The sequence below is a fragment of the Streptomyces sp. NPDC057654 genome (genome assembly GCF_042800135.1).
GTDB lineage: Bacteria > Actinomycetota > Actinomycetes > Streptomycetales > Streptomycetaceae > Streptomyces.
The window spans coordinates 1-4215 of record NZ_JBHVHQ010000760.1; the positions used below are offsets into that span (position 1 = coordinate 1).

General features: G+C 71.0%; 6 protein-coding genes. All 6 read left to right on the forward strand.

Going from position 1 to position 4215, the window contains the following annotated elements; translation table 11 throughout:
* The first annotated feature begins 72 nt into the window (after positions 1-72).
* The gene (locus ACFU99_RS35225) at positions 73-1098 is read left to right on the forward strand and encodes a helix-turn-helix transcriptional regulator (RefSeq protein ID WP_384400151.1); all 1026 of its coding nucleotides are present in this window, start codon (positions 73-75) and stop codon (positions 1096-1098) included.
* A gap of 17 nt (positions 1099-1115) precedes the next feature.
* A complete protein-coding gene (locus tag ACFU99_RS35230) occupies positions 1116-2063 on the forward strand; it encodes a helix-turn-helix transcriptional regulator (RefSeq protein ID WP_384400154.1) in 948 nt (315 codons plus the stop codon).
* A 79-nt stretch (positions 2064-2142) separates the two neighbouring features.
* Positions 2143-2385 carry a hypothetical protein gene (locus ACFU99_RS35235; protein ID WP_384400156.1) on the forward strand — a complete coding sequence of 81 codons (243 nt, stop codon included), beginning with the start codon at positions 2143-2145 and terminating at the stop codon, positions 2383-2385.
* 36 nt (positions 2386-2421) lie between these two features.
* The gene (locus ACFU99_RS35240; protein WP_384400159.1) at positions 2422-2637 is read left to right on the forward strand and encodes a hypothetical protein; all 216 of its coding nucleotides are present in this window, start codon (positions 2422-2424) and stop codon (positions 2635-2637) included.
* A 213-nt stretch (positions 2638-2850) separates the two neighbouring features.
* The gene (gene tatA, locus ACFU99_RS35245) at positions 2851-3138 is read left to right on the forward strand and encodes a Sec-independent protein translocase subunit TatA (RefSeq protein WP_384400162.1); all 288 of its coding nucleotides are present in this window, start codon (positions 2851-2853) and stop codon (positions 3136-3138) included.
* A 65-nt stretch (positions 3139-3203) separates the two neighbouring features.
* Positions 3204-4184, forward strand: a complete 981-nt coding sequence (gene tatC / locus ACFU99_RS35250; protein ID WP_384400165.1) for a twin-arginine translocase subunit TatC — start codon at positions 3204-3206, stop codon at positions 4182-4184.
* Positions 4185-4215: the final 31 nt, after the last annotated feature.

Sequence of the window (4215 nt, forward strand, 5' to 3'; positions counted from 1 at the left end):
GCCCTCGGCTTTTGCGGCACGTACCGCGAGCGGTACGGTCAGCGGTCGGGAGCACGAGGAGAGAGGGCGTCGATGGCGATTGCCAAGGCCGAGCGGCTGATGAATCTGGCGCTGTGTCTGCTGGGGACCCGCCGCCCGCTCAGCAAGCGGGAGCTGCGGAGTTCCATCGAGGCCTACTTGGAGGCGTTCGGTCCGGGGAACGGCGGGGGAGCGGGGTCGGGCGCGGCCCTACGGTCGGGCGCGCTGTCGTCCGGCGGCGGCGACGAGTCCTTCAACCGGATGTTCGAACGGGACAAGGAGGATCTGCGTGAGCTCGGTCTGATCATCGAGACCGTCGACATGGTCGACGGCGACACCGGTTATCTGGCCCGCCGCGACAGCAACCGTCTTCCCGCCATCACGCTCGACGCCGAGGAGGCCGCGGCGCTGGGTCTCGCCGCGAAGGTCTGGCAGCAGGCCCGGCTCGCGGGGGCGGCCAGCGGTGCGCTCCAGAAGCTGCGCGCCGCCGGGATGCCGCTCGCCGACGCGGATCCGTACGAGAGTCCGGGCGCCCTCGAACCGCGGATCGCCGCCCACGAGGCCGCCTTCGAGCCGTTGATGCTGGCAGCCCGTGACCGTCGGCCCGTCGTCTTCGAGTACCGCAAGGTGAACGCGGCCCGTCCTGAGCAGCGCCAGGTCGAGCCGTGGACGCTGGAGTTCTGCCGCGGCCACTGGTATCTGGCGGGCTGGGACCGCGACCGGGGCGCCGAGCGGGTCTTCCGGCTCTCGCGCATCACCGGTAAGGTCCGCTCCCGTGCCGCCGCCTTCACCGCCCCCGTGCCCGATCACGTGACCGTCCGCGAGACGGTGGAGAGCTGGGCCGGTGAGAACGCCACCGCGACGGCCCGCATCAAGCTGCGTGCCGGACACGGCTACCCGCTGCGCGCCAAGGCCCTCGCCACCCACGCCCTGACAGACGGCTGGGACGAGCTGGAGGTTCCGTACGGACATGGACTGGATGCCTGGCTCGTGGAGTTCGGCCCCGATGTGATCGTGCTGGAACCCGCCGAGCTGCGGACCGACGTCATCGACCGGCTGCGCGCCGTCGCCACGGGCTGAGAGGTACACACAGCGAAATGGCCAATGCTATCGACCAGACCCGCCGGATGCTCTCGCTGGTGACCTATCTGCGCGAGCGCCCCGGCGCGCGCGTCACGGACGTCGCCCGTGCCTTCGGCATCTCCGAGGACGAGCTGATCTCCGACCTCGACGTGCTGCCCATGTGCGGTACGAGTTTCCGCGGCGGCGATCTCCTGGACATCGACACGGACGGCGACCGCATCTGGTGGCACAATCCCGACGATGTCGCGGAGCCGCTGCGGCTCGCGGCCGACGAGGCGACCGCGCTGCTGGTCGCCGCGCGCGCCGTCGCGACCCTGCCGGGGCTGCGCGAGGGCGACCGGCAGGCGTTGTTGCGCGCGACCGCGAAGCTGGAGGCCGCGGCGGGGGAGGCGGCGGGGGCCAGTTCCCGGCTGTCGGTGACCTTCGAGTCCGAGGGCGGCGTCTTCGCGGACGTCGACCGGGCCATCGCCGAGCGCCGCCGGCTGTGGCTGCGCTACTACTCGCCCGCCCGCGACGAGCTGACCGAGCGCGAGGTCGATCCGATCCGGCTGTTCGCCGTCGGCCATACGTACGTGGAGGCGTGGTGCCGGCTCTCCGAGGCGCGGCGTACCTTCCGTCTCGACCGGGTCGCGGAGATCAAACTGCTCGACGAGCCCAGCGATCCGCCGCCCATCGAGCTGCGGGACCTGTCCGAGGGGCTGGTGCAGCCGGCTGCCGAGGATCCCGAGGTGGTCGCCGAGGTGGGGCCGGGCGGCCGGTGGGTCGCCGAGTACTACCCGCACGACAGTGCGGAGGAGCTGCCCGGCGGCGGTCTGCGGATCACGTTGCGCACTCCGGACCCCGCGTCGCTGCGCAGGCTCGCGTTGCGGCTCGGCGGGGACGGGCGGATCGTCTCGCCGCGGGCGCTGGCCGACAGTGCGCGCGCGGCGGCCCGCGAGGCCCTCGCGGCGTACGGCGAGTGACACGAGTGGCGCGCGGGCGGCAGGGCTTACAGAAGTCGCAGAAATCGCAGAAGTCGGCGAGGCCGGAGAAGGGGTCGTGATGACGGCGATGACGACGACGGCGGCGGTGCTCTTCAAGGCCGCCTGCCCCGACTGCCGGGGCTGCTTCGAGCTGGGCGCGGGGGCGCTGCGTCTGGCGATCGGCGCGAGCCGCCGCACGACCTTCTACTCCTTCACCTGCCCCGACTGCGGCGCCGCGGTCCGCAAGCCGGCGGGCGAGCGGATCATCGAGCTGCTCACCGGCGGCGGTGTCTCGACCCTGCGGCTGCACTCCACCGTGTGAGCGCCTGCCCCGCCCCCGCCCGTTAGGCTCCTTCTCATGCTCTGGCCCATGATCGCCATCGTTCTCGGCTTCTGCGGGATCGCCGTGCTCGGCGTCCTCGCGATGCGCGTCTTCACCGAAGTGCGGCGGCTGGCCCGGCAGGTCGACACGGCCTCGCGGCGCATCTCCCGGGCCGCCGAGGACCTCGAACGGGCGGCCGCGCCGCTGGCCTCGCACGCCTCACACACCTCGCAGACCCTGCGCTCGGAGTGAGCGTCGCGTACTGCTGTGCGGGTGCCGCGGACGGTACGCTGGGATGCTGGCGGCGCTGATTCCGAGGCGGGAGGCGGAATCCGGAGTACGCACAGGGATTGCCCGGCGTTCACCCCTGCGCGTTACGATCGCTGCCAGCACGGCGGAGCCGGACGCCTGTCCGACTGGCCCCACAGACCCATTCCATGCCGCCTCGGTGAGAAGGTAACGCTTATGTTTGGCAGGCTCGGTGCACCCGAGATCATCCTCATTCTTGTCGTCGTGATCCTGCTGTTCGGCGCGAAGAAGCTTCCGGACATGGCGCGCTCGCTCGGCAAGTCCGCGCGGATTCTCAAGAGTGAGGCCAAGGCCATGAAGTCGGAGGGCGGGGACAAGTCGGCCGCCCCGGCCGACCCGCCGCACGACGCCGCCCAGCCGCCCCGTACGATCAAGGCCGCTCCCGGCGACGTGACCGGCGCCCGTCCGGTGGCCGAGCCGACCGACAGCACGACGCAGCGCTGACCGAGGGCCGACTTCGAGGCGGCCGCCCCAGCGCTGCCGCCGGACGCACGAGATAGGGACGTGGGTTGCTCAAGCCTGCCCGCAAGAAGGAGAAGGACCCCGAGGGGCGGATGCCGCTCGCGGAGCACTTGCGCGAGCTGCGCAACCGTCTCGCCAAGGCTGTGCTCGCGATCGTCGTCGTCGCGATAGTCGCGGCCTTCTATTACAAGGACATCGTCGAGCTCTTCAAGCAGCCGATCGAGGACGCGATCGGCTGCAAGGTCTCGTTCGCGGAGCTCGCCACCAAGGACAAGCGGCAGACCTGCGGAAACATCACGATGTCCGGCCTCATGGGCCCGTTCTCGCTGATGATCAAGGTGTCGCTGATGTCCGGCCTCGTGGTGGCGAGCCCGGTCTGGCTGTACCAGCTGTGGGCCTTCCTCGCGCCGGGGCTGCACCGCACCGAGAAGAAGTACGCCCTGAGCTTCGTCGCCGCGGGCGCCCCGCTCTTCGCGGCCGGCGGCTTCTTCGCGTACAAGATCATGCCCGCCGCGTCCACGGTCCTCATCGAGTTCACGCCGTCGGGCGTGGACAACCTGCTGCCCCTCGACGAGCTGATCGACTTCATCACCCGCCTGGTGGTCGTCTTCGGTCTCTCCTTCGAGCTGCCGCTGCTGCTGGTGATGCTCAACCTCGGCGGCATTCTCACCGGCCGCCGGATGCTCGGCTGGTGGCGCGGCATGATCATGGGCGTCACGGTCTTCGCGGCCGTCGCCACCCCGAGCGTGGACCCCTTCTCGATGCTCATGCTGGCGGTCCCGATCGTCATGCTCTACTTCATCGCCGTGTTCATCGCGCTGTTCAACGACAAGCGGAAGCGGGCCGCCAACCCCGACGCCGATCTCGACCCCGACGAGGCGTCCGACCTCGATCTCACGCCGCTGGACACCGGCGAGATCGAGCCGGTACGGGCCGGCAAGGCGCTCCCCGGCCAGTCCGGCGGCGACGCCGACAGCGGTACGGGCGCCGAGCCGACGCGGCGCGGCGGGTACGACGACGCCACCTGATCCGGCTTCTTCCCGGCCCAAGGGCCGCGGG

Excerpts from the sequence above, each read along its gene's own strand:
- ACFU99_RS35225 (WP_384400151.1), top strand. The coding sequence starts at position 73 with ATGGCGATTGCCAAGGCCGAGCGGCTGATGAATCTGGCGCTGTGTCTG.
- ACFU99_RS35230 (WP_384400154.1), top strand. The coding sequence starts at position 1,116 with ATGGCCAATGCTATCGACCAGACCCGCCGGATGCTCTCGCTGGTGACC.
- ACFU99_RS35235 (WP_384400156.1), top strand. The coding sequence starts at position 2,143 with ATGACGGCGATGACGACGACGGCGGCGGTGCTCTTCAAGGCCGCCTGC.
- ACFU99_RS35240 (WP_384400159.1), top strand. The coding sequence starts at position 2,422 with ATGCTCTGGCCCATGATCGCCATCGTTCTCGGCTTCTGCGGGATCGCC.
- tatA (WP_384400162.1), top strand. The coding sequence starts at position 2,851 with ATGTTTGGCAGGCTCGGTGCACCCGAGATCATCCTCATTCTTGTCGTC.